This is a genomic window from Blastococcus sp. SYSU D00922 (genome assembly GCF_054050495.1).
The window spans coordinates 76,698-92,455 of sequence record NZ_JBJGZL010000011.1; the positions used below are offsets into that span (position 1 = coordinate 76,698).

A 15,758-nucleotide genomic window follows, 5' to 3' on the forward strand; every position below is an offset into this window, starting at 1 on the left:
GGAGGAGGTCCCATGTTCTTGTCGGTCGTGGTGCCGTGCCACAACGAGGAGGACGTGGTGGCGCAGGTCGTCGACCAGGTGCTCGAGGCAGTGCGGCCGACCGGTGTCAGCATCGAGGTGGTGCTGATCGACGACGGCAGCAGGGACCGCACCGGGGAGATCATCAAGGATCTGCACAGCCGCGACGCCCGGGTCCGCTACCTCTCCCTCAGCCGGAACTTCGGCAAGGAAGCTGCGATGCTCGCGGGGCTGGCGTATGCGCGCGGGGATGCCGTCGTGATCATGGATGCCGACCTCCAGCACCCTCCGCGACTCCTGGTGGAGATGCTGGACCTGTTCCGCCAGGGGAACGACCAGGTGGTCGCGCGTCGTACCCGTGACGGAGATGCCTTCGGCCGCACTGCGCTGTCCCGGCTGTACTACCGGCTGGCCAACTCGCTGGTGGAGGTCCGGATGGAGGACGGTGTCGGCGATTTCCGTCTGCTGAGCCGTCGCGCGGTCGACGCCCTCCTCCAGATGGGCGAGTACAACCGCTTCAGCAAGGGCTTGTTCTCCTGGATCGGCTTCCCGACGGTCTACGTGGACTACCGCAACGAGGCACGGCAGGGAGGCGCCGGCAGCAGGTGGAGCCTGCGACGCCTGCTGAACTACGGCGTCGACGGCATCATGTCCTTCAACAACGCGCCGTTGCGCCTTGCGATCTACGTGGGACTCGTCGTCACCGCGCTGTCGTTCGCCTACGTCGCCTTCCTCGTCGTCGCGGCGGTCACGAACGGGATCGTCGTCCCCGGCTACATCACGCTCGTGGCCGCCGTCCTCGGGCTCGGCGGGCTGCAGCTCCTCTTCCTGGGGGTGATCGGGGAGTACGTCGGGCGCATCTACTTCGAGACCAAGCAGCGGCCGCACTTCATCGTCGCGGAATCCAGCGACCTCGAACCCGGCGTCAACGCTCCCCGTCGTACCCGGGCACCGGTCCGCGAGGCGATGATCTTCGACGACGTCCTGTCCGAGCAGCGAGTCGTCCCGGCGACGGACGGGCGGTCCGTCCCGCCGGCCGGGCCGGAGTGGCGGCCCTGACCGAGCGGCAGCCGCCGAGCTTGCTGCGCTCCGCCGCCAGGTTCGCGATCGTCGGGCTCGTCAACACCGGCGTCTACTACGGCTCGTACCTCGTCCTGCGCGCGTGGATGCACTACGTGGCCGCTCACCTGGTGGCGACCGTGATCGCCATGGTGGTGTCGTTCTTCCTGAACTGCCTGTGGACGTTCCGCGTGCGGCCCACCTGGCGCCGATTCGCCCTGTGGCCGTTGACCAACATGGTGAACTACCTGCTGACCACCGTGGGTGTGGTGGTGCTCGTCGAAGGGCTTCGGGTCGACCAGCGCCTGGCGCCCCTCCTCGCGGCCGCGGCCGCCATCCCGGTGACCTTCCTGCTCTCCCGGAGGCTCATGGGCGGTGGTGACGGTCCTGCGGCAGGGAGGCCGGCCGCCTTGCGGCGCATGTTCGCCCCGCGGCCGTAGACTGCACCGCGGTACGAGCCCCGCCGAAGCCTCGGCATGCTCGCTCATCTCCCAGAGACCCCTCCCGCGCAGCGGGCAGGGCCGCACCCCGGAGCGACATGACCGCCAGCACCGGCACCCCCGTCCTGACCGACGGCGACTTCAAGGTCGCCGACCTCTCCCTGGCCCCCTTCGGGCGCAAGGAGATCCAGCTCGCCGAGCACGAGATGCCCGGCCTGATGGCGCTGCGCGCCGAGTACGGCGACCAGCAGCCGCTCGCCGGCGCCCGCATCGCCGGCTCGCTGCACATGACCGTGCAGACCGCCGTCCTCATCGAGACCCTCACGGCGCTGGGCGCCGACGTGCGCTGGGTCAGCTGCAACATCTTCTCGACGCAGGACCACGCCGCCGCGGCGATCGTCGTCGGCGAGGGCACCCCCGAGCAGCCCGCCGGCGTCCCGGTGTTCGCGTGGAAGGGCGAGAGCCTCCCCGAGTACTGGTGGTGCACCCAGCGCCTGTTCGAGTTCCGCGACCCGTCCGGCGAGATCGTCGGCCCGAACATGCTGCTCGACGACGGCGGCGACGCCACCCTGCTGGTGCACCTGGGCACCCGCTTCGAGGCCGACGGCGTCGTCCCCGACACCACCGACGCCGACTCCGAGGAGTACGGCGTCATCCTCGACGTCCTGCGCGGCACCCTCGCCGAGGACCCCGGCCACTGGACCCGCATCGGCCAGGGCATCAAGGGCGTCACCGAGGAGACGACGACCGGCGTCATGCGCCTGTACGAGCTGGCCCGCGACGAGCGGCTGCTCTTCCCGGCGATCAACGTCAACGACTCGGTCACCAAGAGCAAGTTCGACAACCTCTACGGCTGCCGGCACTCGCTGATCGACGGCATCAACCGCGCCACCGACGTGATGATCGGCGGCAAGGTCGCCGTCGTGTGCGGCTACGGCGACGTCGGCAAGGGCTGCGCCGAGTCGCTGCGCGGCCAGGGCGCCCGCGTGATCGTCACCGAGATCGACCCGATCAACGCCCTCCAGGCGGCGATGCACGGCTACGAGGTGACCACGCTCGACGAGGTCATCGGCAAGGCCGACATCATCATCACGGCCACCGGCAACAAGGACATCATCACCGCCGAGCAGCTCGCCCGGACCAAGCACCAGGCGATCGTGGGCAACATCGGGCACTTCGACAACGAGATCGACGTGGCCGGCCTCGCCCGCACCCCGGGCATCACCCGCACGACGATCAAGCCGCAGGTCGACGAGTGGCGCTTCGCCGACGGCCACACGCTGATCCTGCTGTCGGAGGGCCGCCTGCTGAACCTCGGCAACGCCACCGGGCACCCCAGCTTCGTCATGAGCGCCTCGTTCTCCAACCAGGTCCTCGCCCAGATCGAGCTGTGGACCAACCGCAGCGCCTACGAGGGCAAGGTCCCCGGCGTCACCGTGCTGCCGAAGAAGCTCGACGAGCACGTGGCGCGGCTGCACCTCGACGCGCTGGGCGTGAAGCTCACCGAGCTCACCAAGGTGCAGGCCGACTACATCGGCGTCCCCGTCGAGGGCCCCTACAAGAGCGACCACTACCGCTACTGAGCAGCGGCCCGGACGGGCCCCGCTACCCCTCGGAAAGCGGCTCACCCTGACGGGTGGGCCGCTTTCCTTGCCTCACAGCGCAGAATGGGCGCCGTGCCACCGACCGCTCCGCAGAACGGGCCCAGCCGCGGCCGTGTCCTGGTCGTCGACGACGACGCCGCCCTCGCCGAGATGCTCGGCATCGTCCTGCGCAGGGAGGGCTACGAACCGGCGTTCGTGTCCGACGGCAACCGGGCGCTCGGCGTCTTCCAGCAGACCCGGCCCGACCTGGTGCTGCTGGACCTGATGCTGCCCGGCCGCAACGGCCTGCAGATCTGCCAGGACATCCGCACCCAGTCGACCGTGCCGATCGTCATGCTCACGGCCAAGGGCGACACGATCGACGTCGTCCAGGGCCTGGAGGCCGGGGCCGACGACTACGTGACCAAGCCGTTCAAGCCGGTCGAGCTGGTCGCCCGCGTCCGGGCGCAGCTGCGCCGCGGCGAGACGGGGCAGGCCGAGAACCTGAGCATCGGCGACGTGCAGATCGACGTGCCGGCGCACCAGGTCACCCGGGACGGCGTCCCGATCGCGCTGACGCCGCTGGAGTTCGACCTGCTCGTCGCGCTGGCCCGCAAGCCGCGGCAGGTGTTCACCCGCGAGCTGCTGCTCGAGCAGGTGTGGGGGTACCGGCACGCGGCCGACACCCGGCTGGTCAACGTCCACGTGCAGCGGCTGCGGGCGAAGATCGAGCGCGACCCGGAGAAGCCGGAGGTCGTGCTGACCGTGCGCGGCGTCGGTTACAAGGCCGGCCCGCCGTGAGCGGACAGCCCCGTGAGCATCGCAGCGAGGAACGAGCGAGGAGCGGAGCGGGGCGCGGCAGCGAACCGTCCCATTCCGTGAGCGGCACACTGGAGCGGTGACCCGCACGACGCTGCCCGAGGGTGCCGCACCCGCGGCGTCCGAACCCGAGCCGCGTCCTCGCGTGGGCGCGGAGGTCCGGCGCGTCCGCAGGGGGCTGCGCCGGCGCCTCCGGCTCGCCCGTCGGCTCGCGCAGCGCACCCTGCGCGAGCAGGCCCGCCGCGCCGTCCGCACCTGGCGCTCGTCGCTGCAGGTGCGCATCGGCGCGATCACCATGCTGGTGGCGGGCACCGTGGTGGTCATCGTCAGCCTGGTGCTGTTCAGCCAGATCCGCGACCAGCTCCTCTCGGTCAAGGAGGAGGCGGCGATCGACCAGGCGCAGGCCGGCGTGGTCTACGCGCAGAGCCAGGTCGCGGCCATCGCCGCGGGGGACGGCGCGAGCGTCCGCTCCGCGCTGAGCCGCACCGTCAACGCGCTGCTCCAGCGCGGCGGGGCGGCCGGCGACTTCGAGGTGGTGATGATCCACCGCACCGGCGACATCGAGCGCCCGGCCGCCAGCCGGCGGGCGGTGCTCGAGGCGCTGCCGCCGGACCTGCGGGCCGACGTCGCCTCCGGCGGGCAGTCCCGCAAGTACTCCCCGGTGCCCGACGCGACGGGGGAGCCGCAGCCGACCCTGCTGGTCGGCGCCGCCGTGCCCACCGACGCGACCGGCGTGCAGCAGGTCGAGCTTTACTACGCCTTCCCGCTGGCGCAGGAAGTGGAGAGCCTCTCGCTGATCCGCAGCACCGTCGTGATCAGCGGCATCGCGCTCACGCTGTTCGTCGTCATGATCGGCGTCCTGGTGACCCGCCTGGTGGTCGACCCGGTCCGCCGGGCCGCCGGCACGGCCCAGCGGCTGGCCGAGGGGCAGCTGGAGGAGCGGATGACCGTGCGCGGCGAGGACGACCTCGCCCGGCTGGCCACGAGCTTCAACGCGATGGCCGACAGCCTGCAGCGCCAGATCACCCAGCTCGAGGGGCTCTCGCAGCTGCAGCAGCGGTTCACCTCCGACGTCTCCCACGAGCTGCGCACCCCGCTGACCACGGTCCAGATGGCCGCCGAGGTCCTGCACGAGGCGCGGACGGACTTCCCGCCGCACGTCGCGCGGTCGGCCGAGCTGCTGCGCGCCGAGCTCGACCGGTTCGAGAGCCTGCTGACCGACCTGCTGGAGATCAGCCGCTACGACGCGGGGGCCGCCGTCCTCGACGCCGAGCCGGTCGACCTCGGCGCGCTCGTCGACCGCGTCGTCGACGGCATGCAGGCGCTGGCCCGGCGGCACGACTGCGAGCTGCTCGTCAACCGGCCGCGGGAGGCCGTCATCGCCGAGGTGGACGCCCGCCGCGTGGAGCGGATCCTGCGCAACCTCGTCGGCAACGCCATCGAGCACGGCGCCGGCCGGCCGATCGAGATCACCCTCGCGGCCAACCGGACCGCCGCCGCGGTCACCGTCCGGGACCAGGGCGTCGGGCTGAGCTCCGCCGACGCGCAGCACGTGTTCGACAGGTTCTGGCGGGCCGACCCCTCCCGCGTGCGGACCGTCGGCGGCAGCGGCCTCGGCCTGTCCATCAGCCTCGAGGACGCCCGCCTGCACGGCGGCTGGCTCCAGGTGTGGGGCCAGCCCGGTGCCGGGGCGCAGTTCCGGCTCACCGTGCCGCTGACCGCGGGCGGTGAGCTGACCAGCTCACCGCTGCCGCTGCGCCCGGCGTTCGTCCGCCGGCCGGGGACACCGGTATGAGCCGGCTGCGCGCCGCCCTCGCCGCGGCCCTGCTGCTCGGGCTCGCCGGTTGCTCCACCGTGCCCATGACGTCGTCCACCGTGCAGATCACCCAGGCCCCGGCCCGTCCGGCCGAGGTGGTCGGCATCGAGCCCCTGGCACCCGAGCCCGGCGCGGCGCCCGAGGACATCGTGAAGTCCTTCATCGACGCGGCGGCCAGCACGCGGTTCGGGCACCCGGTCGCGCGCGAGCACCTCACCGAGGAGGCATCGCTGGCCTGGGACGACGAGACCACCATCACCGTCATCGGCCAGGAGTACGCGACCACCGTCCTGCCCGAGAGCGGGGCGGTCGAGGTGACCGCCAACGTCGTCGGGACCATCGACGACCGGGGCGTCTTCACCATCGCCGAGGGCACCACCCTGACCCGCCAGTACACGCTCGAGCAGGTCGACGACGAGTGGCGGATCAGCGACCCGCCCGACGGCCTGATCATCCTCGAGCCGGACTTCCAGCGGCTCTACGAGGAGGCCGCGGTCTACTTCGTCGACCCGACCGGCTCGCGGCTCGTCCCCGACCCGCGCTACGTGCTCGCCGGCGAGGCGCTGCCGACGACGATCGTCGAGCGGCTGGTGAACGGACCCTCCCCGTACCTGGCCGCGGGGGTGGGCAACCGCCTGGCCGGCGCCCAGCTGCGCAGCGCGGTGACCCTCGACGGGCAGCTCGCCGTCGTCGACCTGACCAACCTGCCGGCCGAGCCGTCCCCGGCGCTGAACGAGGCCTCCGCCCAGCTGGTCTGGACGCTCACCTCGCTGCGCAACGTGTCCATCAACTCGGTGGAGGTGCGGATCGACGGCGAGCCCGTGCCGATCCAGGACGTCCCCGACGAGCAGACCACCGAGCACTGGAGCGGCTTCAACCCCGACGCCGTCCCGCTGGAGACCGTCGGGCACTACCTGACCGGCGGGGCGCTGCACACGGTGACCACGGGGGAGCCGACCCCGGGCCCCGCGGGTGCCGGGGCCTACGGGCTCACCGAGGCGGCCGTCTCCGTGGACGGCGCCACGGGCGAGCTGTCGTTCCTCGTCGGGGTGCGGCCGGAGGGGGGCGGGGCCACCCTGCTGGCCGGTCCGTACGACGGCGAGCTGGCACCGGTGCTCAGCGGCACCCGGCTGACCTCCCCGACGGTGGCGGCCACCCGTTCGGAGGTCTGGGTCGTCCGGGACGACACCTCGGTGGTGCGGGTGCAGGCCGGCGGGCCGCCGCAGGCGGTCACCGCGCCGACCTTGCCGGGTCTCGGGTCGACCAGGGTGCTGCGGCTCTCCCCGGACGGCGTCCGGGCCGCGCTCATCGTGGAGGGGCCGAGCGGCCGGGCGCTCCAGGTGGGCACCGTCGTGCGCGCCGAGGACGGCAGCGTCGCGCTCCGCGACTTCCGGGCGATCGCGCCCGCGCTCTCCCGCGTGGTCGACGTGGCCTGGCGCGACAGCGGCACGCTGCTCGTCCTCGCCGGGGACGCCGGGGAGGACCGGATCGTGCCCTACAGCGTGGGGGTCGACGGCTGGGGGCTGGATGAGATCCCGCGGTCCGGGCTGCCCGGTCAGCCGCAGTCGATCGCGGCGGCGCCGGCGCGGCAGCCGCTGGTGACCGCGGACGGGACGATCTGGCAGCTGGCCGGCGGCACCTGGGTCACCCTCGTGCGCGGGCAGGAGCCGCTGCCCGGGACGGCGCCCTTCTACCCGCTGTAGCCGTCCACACCTCCGCGGCGAGCGGCCCACGGGCGCCGCGGGCACGTCAGGCTGGCCGGGTGGAACGGGCCGGGATCGCCGCGCTGGCCGACCTGCTCCTGCCCCGCACCTGCGCAGGCTGCGGCGTGCCCGGCGCGGTGCTGTGCCGGTCGTGCGCGGAGGCGCTGGCCCGCCCCCACCTGGCCGCGCCACGGCGGTTCCCGTGGGGCTTCCCGCCCACGGTGGCGGCCGGGGCGTACGCGGGGTCGGTCCGGCCGGCCGTCGTCGAGTTCAAGGAGCGCGGGCGGGCCGAGCTCGCCGTCCCGCTGGGTGCGGCGCTCGCCCTCGCGGTGGCCGCGGTGGCCTCCGCCGTGCCCGGCCCGCCGGGGCCCGTGGCGCTGGTGCCGGTGCCCAGCACCCGCGCCGGGCTGCGGGCCCGTGGCCGCGACCACGTGCGCGAGCTGACCGCGCGTGCGGTGGCCGAGCTGCGGGCAGCCGGCCTGCCGGCCGCGGAGGCGCGGCTGCTGCGCCGCCGCGGCCGGGTCCGCGACTCCGCCGGGCTGTCGGCGGCGCAGCGGCGGGCGAACCTGGCGGGGACGTTCGAGCGGGTCACCGGCGCCGTCGCGCCGGGCGCCGTCCTGGTGCTCGTCGACGACGTCGTCACCTCCGGCGCGACCCTCACCGAGGCCGCGGCAGCGCTGTCGCCCGGCGGGTCGGCGCGGGGCGCGCCGGTGCTCGCCGCCGTCGTCGCGGCGACCCCGGCGACCGGCCGCGAACACCCTTCGCGGGCCCACCTGCACGTTGTCCGGAACCGGCCCAAGAACGTCCGTCGGAGCCCTCTCGATCGACTGTCGGGACAGGTGAACAGGGACTAGCGTCGAAGTGACCTACTACCGGCTCAACCGGGAGGTCCCATGGAGATCGTGGTCCGAGGTCGCAACGTCGAGGTTCCGGAGCACTACCGCCAACACGTCGAGGACAAGGTCGGTCAGAGCGATCGATTCGACGGCAAGCTGAAGATCCTGCGCATCGACGTGGAGCTGTTCCACGAACCGAATCCCCGCCAGTCCGCCAGCTGCCAGCGCGTGGAGATCACCCTGCGCGGCAAGGGTCCCGTGGTCCGTGCCGAAGCCGCCGGCCCCGACTTCTACGCGGCCCTGGACACCGCCTGCACGAAGCTGGACAACCGGCTGCGCCGCGCGGCCGACCGCCGCCGGGTGCACCACGGCCGGCGGACCCCCGCCAGCGTGCGCATATCGGGCAACACCGTCGCCGACGTCGAGGCCATGGTCGGGGGAACGGCCACCTCCGCGCCGGACACGGTGCCCACCGACGGTCCGCTCGTGACCGATCTCGACGAGCACCTGCCCGGGCGCGTCGTCCGGGAGAAGCACCACCCGGCGACGCCGATGACGGTCGACCAGGCGCTCCACGAGATGGAGCTGGTCGGTCACGACTTCTTCCTCTTCCAGTGCGCCGACACCGGGCAGCCGACCGTCGTCTACCGCCGGCACGCCTACGACTACGGCCTCATCCGGCTGACCGAGGTGCCGCAGAACGGCGCCGCTCCTACCCGCACGGCCGAGCCACAGGCCGTCTCCTCCGTCTGACGCGAGGGGTGGGAGGGCCGTCCGCCCTCCCACCCGTTCAGTCCCCGGCCAGCCGGCCGAACAGCGCGGCGTCGCCCCGGGTGCCGTCCCGGTACTCCAGGCAGCCGCGCACCACGCCCTCCTGGGTGAACCCGGCCCGCCGCGCCACCGCGAGGGAGGGGGCGTTGCGGACGTCGACGTACAGGTGCACGCGCGGTGCCCCGTGCGCGAGCCCCCAGTCGGCCAGCGCCCGGGCCGTCTCGCTCGCGTAGCCGCGGCCGCGCGCCCACGGGGCGACCGAGTAGCCGATCTCGGGGCCCAGCCGCCCGGGCCGCAGGTAGAGCCCGGCGCTCCCGGCGTAGCCGTCGCCGTCCTCGATCACGACCGAGAGACCCAGGCGGTCGCTGCGGTCGCGCATGGCGACGTCCTCGACGAAGCGGCGGGCGTCCTCGCGCGTGTAGGGGTCGGGCATCGCGCTGATCCAGCGCTTCGACTCCGGGTCCTGCGAGGCGCGCAGCACGGCGTCCACGTCGTCGGCCCGGAACGGGCGCAGGGTCAGCCGCGGGGTGCGGACGACCTCGGTGAGGAGGTCGACCCCGCTCAGGTCGAGAGCGGTCAGCTGCTGGGTGCTCACGGACGGCAGTGTCACGCGTTGCCGAGGACGCGGTCGACCCGAATTTCGAGAACCACGCGGGCCGGGTTCTCGCGCGGCTGCCGGTAGCGCTGCGCGTAGCGGCGCTCGGCGTCGGCGACCGAGGCGGCGTCGTCCCTCACCACCGCCGCTCCCTCCAGGGTGACCCAGCGCCGCCCGTCGACCTGGCAGACGGCGACCCGCTGCTGCCCTGCCCGCACGTGCCGGGCCTTGGCGGAGGACCCCGACGTGATGACCCGCGCGGTCGCCGTGGCCGGGTCGAAGGTGACCCCGACCGGGACCACGTGCGGGCTGCCGTCGGCGCGCAGCGTGGTCAGGGTGGCGAGGTGCCGCTCGGTGAGCAGCTCGAGGAGGCCGGGGGCGAGGTCGTGGGGGTCGTGGGGCACCCGGGAAGGCTAGTGACCGGTCCGCGGGGTCGCGCTGGCTGATCCCGGCGCATCCGCCGCCTACGCTGGGGGTGTGGTGTTCCAGAAGCTTCTGCGCGCCGGTGAGGGCAAGCTCCTCCGCCGGCTGTCCAAGATCGCCGACGCGGTCGAGTCGTACGCCGACGAGACCGGCGCCCTGAGCGACGCGGAACTGCGTGCCAAGACCGACGAGTTCAAGGAGCGGTACGCCGACGGGGAGTCCCTCGACGAGCTCCTGCCCGAGGCCTTCGCCGTGGTCCGCGAGGCCGCGACCCGCACGCTGGGCCAGCGGCACTACCGCGTCCAGATCATGGGCGGGGCGGCGCTGCACCTCGGCAACATCGCCGAGATGAAGACCGGTGAGGGCAAGACCCTCACCGGTGTGCTGCCGGCCTACCTGAACGCGCTCACCGGCGACGGCGTGCACGTGGTCACCACCAACGACTACCTGGCCTCCCGCGACGCCGAGTGGATGGGCCGGGTGCACCGCTTCCTCGGCCTCACCGTCGGGACGATCGTCTCCGGTCAGCGTCCCGATGTCCGACGCGAGCAGTACGCCATGGACATCACGCACGGCACCAACAACGAGTTCGGCTTCGACTACCTGCGCGACAACATGGCGTGGAGCAAGGCCGACCTCGTGCAGCGCGGCCACCACTTCGCGATCGTCGACGAGGTCGACTCGATCCTCATCGACGAGGCCCGCACCCCGCTGATCATCAGCGGCCCGGCCGAGACCAGCGCCAAGTGGTACGGGGAGTTCGCCCGCATCGCGCCGATGCTCAAGCGCGACGTCCACTACGAGGTGGAGGAGGGCAAGCGCACCGTCGCCATCACCGAGGAGGGCGTCGAGTTCGTCGAGGACCAGCTCGGCATCGACAACCTCTACGAGGCCGCGAACACCCCGCTGATCAGCTACCTCAACAACTCGCTGAAGGCGAAGGAGCTCTTCCACCGCGACCAGCAGTACATCGTCAGCAACGGCGAGGTGCTGATCGTCGACGAGTTCACCGGCCGCGTGCTGGCCGGCCGCCGCTACAACGAGGGCATGCACCAGGCCATCGAGGCCAAGGAGAAGGTGCAGATCAAGGACGAGAACCAGACGCTCGCCACGATCACGCTGCAGAACTACTTCCGGCTCTACGAGAAGCTGTCCGGGATGACCGGTACGGCCCAGACCGAGGCCGCCGAGCTCAACCAGACCTACAAGCTGGGCGTCGTCCCGATCCCGACGAACCGGCCGATGGTGCGGCAGGACAAGTCCGACGTCATCTACAAGACGGAGAAGGCGAAGTTCGAGGCCGTCGTCGACGACATCGCCGAGCGGCACGAGGCCGGCCAGCCGGTCCTCGCCGGTACGGCCAGCGTCGAGAAGTCGGAGATCCTGGCGAAGTACCTGCTCAAGCGGGGCATCAAGCACGAGGTCCTCAACGCGAAGAACCACGCCCGTGAGGCGGCGATCATCGCCCAGGCCGGGCGGCTGGGCGCGGTCACGGTGGCCACGAACATGGCAGGCCGCGGTACCGACATCGTGCTCGGTGGCAACCCCGAGTTCATCGCCGACGAGGCCCTGCGGGCCCGCGGGCTGTCGCCCTCGGAGACGCCGGAGGAGTACGAGGCGGCGTGGGACGACGCCCTCGAGGCGGCCAAGGCGCAGGTCAAGGCCGAGCACGAGGAGGTCGTCGAGGCCGGCGGTCTCTACGTGCTGGGCACCGAGCGGCACGAGAGCCGGCGCATCGACAACCAGCTGCGCGGGCGATCCGGCCGTCAGGGCGACCCGGGGGAGTCGCGGTTCTACCTCTCCCTCGGCGACGACCTGATGCGCCGGTTCAACGGCCCGATGCTCGAGTCGATGATGAACACCCTGCGGGTGCCCGACGACCAGCCGATCGAGTCGAAGATGGTCAGCCGGGCGATCCTGTCGGCGCAGACGCAGGTCGAGCAGCAGAACTTCGAGGTCCGCAAGGACGTCCTCAAGTACGACGAGGTGCTCAACCGCCAGCGCACCGTCATCTACGACGAGCGCCGCAAGGTGCTCGACGGCGAGGACCTGCACGTGCAGATCCAGTCGATGGTCGACGACGTCATCAGCGCCTACGTCGACGGCGCGACGGAGATCGGCTACGCCGAGGACTGGGACCTCGAGCAGCTGTGGACCGGCCTCAAGGCGCTCTACCCGGTCGGCCTGGAGATCGGCGACCTCCTGGACCGGGTGGCCGACGGTGACCAGTCCTCGCTGGCGCCCGAGGTGCTCAAGCAGGAGCTCCTGGACGACGTGCACCGCGCCTACGAGGAGCGGGAGAAGGCGCTCGGCTCGGAGGTCATGCGCGAGCTGGAGCGCCGCGTGCTGCTCTCGGTGCTCGACCGCAAGTGGCGCGAGCACCTCTACGAGATGGACTACCTGCGGGCCGGCATCCACCTGCGCGCGATGGCCAACCGCGACCCGGTCGTGGAGTACCAGCGCGAGGGCTACGACATGTTCAACGCGATGCTCGACGGCATCAAGGAGGAGTCCGTCGGCTTCCTGTTCAACCTCGAGGTGAAGACCAAGGAGGAGCAGGAAGCCGAGGCCAAGGCGAAGCAGGACGAGGCCGAGGCCAAGGCGCTGGCCGCCGCGCAGGAGGGCACCGCCCGCGTGCTCGCCCGCCAGGCCGCCGAGGCGAAGCTCGCCGCGCAGGGCCAGACGGCGCAGGCGCCGACGTCGGCTCCCTCGGCGCCCACCTCGGCCCCGTCGGGCAACGGGACGGCGACGCCGACGGCCCGCCGGTCGAAGCCGGCCGCCGGTGCGGCCGCCGGTGCGGCCGCCGCCGCGGCCGCTCCGGCCGCTCCGGTCGCGACGCCCAAGCCGACCGGCACCGGGCCGGCGCTCGACGTCAAGGGCCTCGACGCGCCGCAGCGGAACATGGACCAGCTCAGCTACTCCGCCCCGAGCCTGGACGCCTCGGCGGGGGAGTCGGGCAAGGCCAAGGCGGCGAAGTCGGCGACGGTCTCCGGCACCAAGGAGACCCCGCGCAACGCCCCGTGCCCCTGCGGCTCGGGCCGCAAGTACAAGCAGTGCCACGGAGCAGCCGGCCGCTGACGCATCGCACGACGACGCCCCCGCCCGAGCCTCTCGGCGGGGGCGTCGCGGTTCCAGAGTCTCATCAGTGCATGCGGTGGCTGCACATCGGGAGCGAGCAAGCCCGTCCAGCTGCAGCGATGCAGTTGAGGCTTAGCAGCGGGGCTGCCGATTAACCCTGCAAGCGGGCACTGCAAACTGCTGACATACGGCGCGACGACTGAGGAACGCCAGTGCGCTCATAAAGGCGCCTAAAGTGCCGCCGGGCCAAATTGCATACTCTCTAGTGCGGTCTCTGTGCTGGCAGCTAGCCTGCTTAGCCTTCGCGAGGCGGTAGAGGTCGAAATCGTCGCTCTAACATTCAGGTCACTACTTCCTACATTCTCGTGCGCAATCTTCCAGCCGGCAGAGGCCAGGCGTGCCGTTAGCGCCTGTGCATTTCGTTTAACGAACTTCGATAGGCCAGTGCGCTGCTCGACCCCCGTCCTTGTCCACCCGATCGTCAGTGCAATTATGGCGTTCACTTCGTCGGCTGCGATGCTCAAGCTCATCCCTGTCGGAGAGGTCTTCTTCGCAGTTAGAGTGTCCGACTCCCATACATACCCGTTGAAGAAGCGCACCGCGGTGGCCAACTCCTCGGCGACCAGCTCCGCTGAGGTGACGGACTGCGGATTCTCGGCCGCCACTCTTAGTCGGCCAAGTTCGCCAGCGATTTGCGACAGGTCCCACCGGTCCGCTTGCCGTTCAGCCGTGGCGCCGAGGATTAGTCGCGAGAATCGCGCGGGTAGTGATCTCCATGTAACACCAGTTAGCGTGGCTACCCCTTCAGCGACACGCTGCGGGTAGTCGGCCCTCTGCTGCTCGTTCAGAACAGGATCAACGCCGCTGCAAAGGAAATTCAGCGTCGTGCCGATTCCGAAGGCATCCACGGCCGCGCTCCGTGTAGAGGCATCGGATTGCTGAGTCACCTGTTCTGGTGCCAGGTAGCCCATGGCAGTGGAGTAGACAACAGACTTCTCATTGGCGCCTCTATGCCAGGACAGGTCAAAATCTAGTACCACTACGTGCCAGTCGTCCTGCGTGTAGAACCCGGAAAGCATGATGTTCGCGGGCCTGAGATCTCGGTGGAGGATGCGGTCGGGCAAAGCGTGTGCGCCCGCGATGATGCCAACCAGCTCCTGAGCAATCCGCAGTAGCGTTGGCCAGTCGTCGACGTAGCCGCTCTGCTTGGCTTGGAAGAGGTTCGGACCATCTATCCAGTCCATGACAACGAACGCAGGAATCTCTGACGCTTCCCTGTACGGAACCATCCCCCTTAAATGGTTGCTCCCTAGAATGCGCATCGCTTGAACGCCTCGCCGAAAGCTTTGCAGAAGGCCGAGGTCTCGACGAATCTCCTCTAGGAGAACCTTGACTGCCACGGTTTCCCCTGCGGGGCTCATTGCTCTATATACGCGGCCGAAGGCGCCGCGTGCTATCTGTTCCTGAAGCGTGTAGCCTAGAAGGTCATTGCTACCTTCTTGGTCGCTGGTATACCAAGCCCTGTAGATGGCTTCGTCATAGCGCTTCGAGAACGCCTCGTAGTTTGACCATGCCTCGCTGTCCCCGTTGCGCAAGATCTGTGCCGCCCGAGCGTTCAAGTGCTTGCGAAGGGCAGGGGCGGACCAGTCACGCAACTCGCTAGGTGCCAGCTCCTCTTCCTCCGCGTCAACGTCTGCCGCGAGTCCAAGAGAAACAGGCGGGAAGGCGGTTCTCTCGGGTGCCGGTGTAGCGGCGAGAAGGGGGGTGAAAAACTCCTCGACAGGTCCGTCGTGCCCAGAAGCATCTTTCGTATATCTAATTACTTGGATTCCCAGCTCCTCAGCCCAAGCGTCGGTCTCTGCGTCCGTCCGATGAGTTAGCCAGAAGTGAGGAGGGTGACTAAGATGAAGATCCTTCAATTTGCTCAGGTGTCGACTAATGGCAACATCGTCGGCACTAACGCCGATGAAAACGTTCGTAAAGGTGCTGAAGCAGTTCTGCATCAGGGCCAAGTACGCTTTGTCCTTCTGCAACTTCGATAGCTCTTCATTCGTGAAGATCCACGAGGTCGTGTCCTCGCTAGTGCCGTGGAGGTTCGCTACGAAAGGCTGCCGCCCGTGCAGCAGGCCCGGAAGGCGCGCGAGTTTCGTTCCCTCGAACTCCAAGAAGGACTCCCCGGGTCGCTCTTCCGAGAAGGCTCGAGTGGCGAGGCGGTCGATGTTCAGATTGAGAATGCCGGCCACGTTGAGGCGCCAAATGTGACGGTATGTTGCGGGTACCTTGCAGGTCACGGCCTGGCTCATGGCCCGGCGAATCACTGACTCATACGAAGCTGGTCCCATGGTTTGCCTGAGCCTCTGAAAGGCAACCCAGGGGTCCGGCTCGGACACGACGTTGTCGATTCGCTGAGCCCTGGAGGCGGCTTCGCGCGGATCGAAGGTTGCCGCCTTGCTGTACGCCGCGTCGATCAGCTTTTGACGCAGTTCGACCCAGACGGGCAGCCCTGCACTGGCGCTAAGCCCAGCGCCGGTCCAAACCAGAATGGGCGCCGTCCGCTCCGCGATGATCTCCTTCAGGGCGACGTAGGAGTCCTGACTGCTGTTGAAGCTCATGTGCT

At 70.4% G+C, this 15,758-nt stretch carries 12 protein-coding genes; 9 read left to right on the forward strand and 3 right to left on the reverse strand.

Annotated features, from left to right (window positions below):
• Positions 1 to 12: 12 nt before the first annotated feature.
• The 8 genes from ACI78T_RS15790 to hpf all read left to right on the forward strand — a co-directional run bounded on the left by ACI78T_RS15790 (position 13) and on the right by hpf (position 9,027).
• Positions 13 to 1,077, forward strand: a complete 1,065-nt coding sequence (locus ACI78T_RS15790) for a glycosyltransferase family 2 protein (protein ID WP_456559065.1) — start codon at positions 13 to 15, stop codon at positions 1,075 to 1,077.
• A 20-nt stretch (positions 1,078 to 1,097) separates the two neighbouring features.
• A complete protein-coding gene (locus tag ACI78T_RS15795) occupies positions 1,098 to 1,517 on the forward strand; it encodes a GtrA family protein (RefSeq protein ID WP_456559066.1) in 420 nt (139 codons plus the stop codon).
• Positions 1,518 to 1,615: 98 nt separating this feature from the next.
• The gene (ahcY, locus tag ACI78T_RS15800) at positions 1,616 to 3,100 is read left to right on the forward strand and encodes an adenosylhomocysteinase (protein WP_456559067.1); all 1,485 of its coding nucleotides are present in this window, start codon (positions 1,616 to 1,618) and stop codon (positions 3,098 to 3,100) included.
• A gap of 93 nt (positions 3,101 to 3,193) precedes the next feature.
• On the forward strand, positions 3,194 to 3,901 hold the full coding sequence (mtrA, locus tag ACI78T_RS15805) for an MtrAB system response regulator MtrA (RefSeq protein WP_456559068.1): 708 nt from the start codon (positions 3,194 to 3,196) through the stop codon (positions 3,899 to 3,901).
• A 97-nt stretch (positions 3,902 to 3,998) separates the two neighbouring features.
• Positions 3,999 to 5,714: an MtrAB system histidine kinase MtrB gene (gene mtrB, locus ACI78T_RS15810; protein ID WP_456559069.1), complete on the forward strand. Its 1,716-nt coding sequence runs from the start codon at positions 3,999 to 4,001 to the stop codon at positions 5,712 to 5,714.
• Entirely contained in the window at positions 5,711 to 7,438 is a 1,728-nt protein-coding gene (locus ACI78T_RS15815; protein ID WP_456559070.1) for an LpqB family beta-propeller domain-containing protein, read from the forward strand. Before mtrB ends, ACI78T_RS15815 begins: the two co-directional genes overlap by 4 nt.
• A 59-nt stretch (positions 7,439 to 7,497) precedes the next feature.
• Positions 7,498 to 8,292 (forward strand): ComF family protein, encoded by a 795-nt coding sequence (locus tag ACI78T_RS15820; RefSeq protein ID WP_456559071.1) that lies wholly within the window; start codon positions 7,498 to 7,500, stop codon positions 8,290 to 8,292.
• Between the two features lie 39 nt (positions 8,293 to 8,331).
• The gene (gene hpf, locus ACI78T_RS15825; RefSeq protein ID WP_456559072.1) at positions 8,332 to 9,027 is read left to right on the forward strand and encodes a ribosome hibernation-promoting factor, HPF/YfiA family; all 696 of its coding nucleotides are present in this window, start codon (positions 8,332 to 8,334) and stop codon (positions 9,025 to 9,027) included.
• A gap of 37 nt (positions 9,028 to 9,064) precedes the next feature.
• Here hpf and ACI78T_RS15830 read toward each other — a convergent pair whose 3' ends face one another.
• On the reverse strand, positions 9,065 to 9,640 hold the full coding sequence (locus tag ACI78T_RS15830) for a GNAT family N-acetyltransferase (protein ID WP_456559073.1): 576 nt from the start codon (positions 9,638 to 9,640) through the stop codon (positions 9,065 to 9,067).
• 11 nt (positions 9,641 to 9,651) lie between these two features.
• Entirely contained in the window at positions 9,652 to 10,044 is a 393-nt protein-coding gene (locus tag ACI78T_RS15835; RefSeq protein WP_456559074.1) for a pyridoxamine 5'-phosphate oxidase family protein, read from the reverse strand.
• 73 nt (positions 10,045 to 10,117) lie between these two features.
• Here ACI78T_RS15835 and secA point away from each other — a divergent pair, with 73 nt between their 5' ends.
• The gene (secA, locus tag ACI78T_RS15840; protein ID WP_456559075.1) at positions 10,118 to 13,141 is read left to right on the forward strand and encodes a preprotein translocase subunit SecA; all 3,024 of its coding nucleotides are present in this window, start codon (positions 10,118 to 10,120) and stop codon (positions 13,139 to 13,141) included.
• Positions 13,142 to 13,371: 230 nt separating this feature from the next.
• Here secA and ACI78T_RS15845 read toward each other — a convergent pair whose 3' ends face one another.
• On the reverse strand, positions 13,372 to 15,753 hold the full coding sequence (locus tag ACI78T_RS15845) for a protein kinase domain-containing protein (RefSeq protein ID WP_456559076.1): 2,382 nt from the start codon (positions 15,751 to 15,753) through the stop codon (positions 13,372 to 13,374).
• Positions 15,754 to 15,758: the final 5 nt, after the last annotated feature.

What these genes read in the sequence shown, in the direction of transcription:
- ACI78T_RS15790 (WP_456559065.1), top strand. Translation starts at nt 13, where the DNA reads ATGTTCTTGTCGGTCGTGGTGCCGTGCCACAACGAGGAGGACGTGGTG.
- ahcY (WP_456559067.1), top strand. Translation starts at nt 1,616, where the DNA reads ATGACCGCCAGCACCGGCACCCCCGTCCTGACCGACGGCGACTTCAAG.
- ACI78T_RS15815 (WP_456559070.1), top strand. Translation starts at nt 5,711, where the DNA reads ATGAGCCGGCTGCGCGCCGCCCTCGCCGCGGCCCTGCTGCTCGGGCTC.
- hpf (WP_456559072.1), top strand. Translation starts at nt 8,332, where the DNA reads ATGGAGATCGTGGTCCGAGGTCGCAACGTCGAGGTTCCGGAGCACTAC.
- ACI78T_RS15845 (WP_456559076.1), bottom strand. Translation starts at nt 15,753, where the DNA reads ATGAGCTTCAACAGCAGTCAGGACTCCTACGTCGCCCTGAAGGAGATC.